The sequence below is a fragment of the Thiobacter sp. AK1 genome (assembly GCF_039822265.1).
Lineage (GTDB): Bacteria > Pseudomonadota > Gammaproteobacteria > Burkholderiales > Thiobacteraceae > Thiobacter > Thiobacter aerophilum.
Genome location: NZ_JBAJEX010000028.1, coordinates 1 through 700 on the forward strand (window position 1 = coordinate 1; position 700 = coordinate 700).

Sequence of the window (700 nt, forward strand, 5' to 3'; positions counted from 1 at the left end):
CAGGCACCTCCTCGGTACCCAATAAAACCGGACAACCATCGTGCTACAAGTCCGGACAGTTTATTTGCTCTCTACATTTCACGCCGATGAATTAGACAGAGTCCAAATCCTCCGCTATCATAAGCGTATGAAAAAGCATTATTATTCCCGGGACGAGATCGCGGGTTTGTTGCGGGCGCACGGCATCAATCCGACCCACCAGCGGATCGAGATTGCTTATGCCTTGTTTGGGCGGCAAGCGCACCTATCAGCCGACCAGATCATGGCCATCGTCAACGACCGCCACAGCGAGACCTCCAAGGCCACGGTGTACAACACCTTGAACCTGTTCAAGCAGCACAAGCTCATCCGCGAAGTGATCGTGGATCCGAACAAGGTCTTCTACGATCCCAACACCGAGCCCCATCATCACTTCTACAACGTTGCCACCGGCGAGCTCACGGACATCGATGGGGCCGACGTGCGCATCGAGGGTTTGCCGCCCTTGCCGCCGGGGCTCGCCGCGGAGGGGGTGGACGTCATCGTGCGCATCCGTCCCGCCGCCTGAGCGCGTTGCATAAGTTCAGAAACCTTTGGCACTCCTTCGATGACGGAGGAATGCCATGCAAGTGCAGCACATTGGGTACAGGATCAGGGGGTTTTACCGGGTAGCCGGATTGGGGCATCTTTGGGAGATGACACCGAAAGATGCCCAGGAACG

1 protein-coding gene is annotated in these 700 nt (G+C 56.9%); it reads left to right on the forward strand.

The window, feature by feature from the left end; translation table 11 throughout:
- The first annotated feature begins 127 nt into the window (after positions 1 to 127).
- Positions 128 to 547 (forward strand): Fur family transcriptional regulator, encoded by a 420-nt coding sequence (locus V6E02_RS12920; protein WP_347309213.1) that lies wholly within the window; start codon positions 128 to 130, stop codon positions 545 to 547.
- Positions 548 to 700 lie beyond the last annotated feature (153 nt).

What these genes read in the sequence shown, in the direction of transcription:
- V6E02_RS12920 (WP_347309213.1), top strand. Translation starts at nt 128, where the DNA reads ATGAAAAAGCATTATTATTCCCGGGACGAGATCGCGGGTTTGTTGCGG.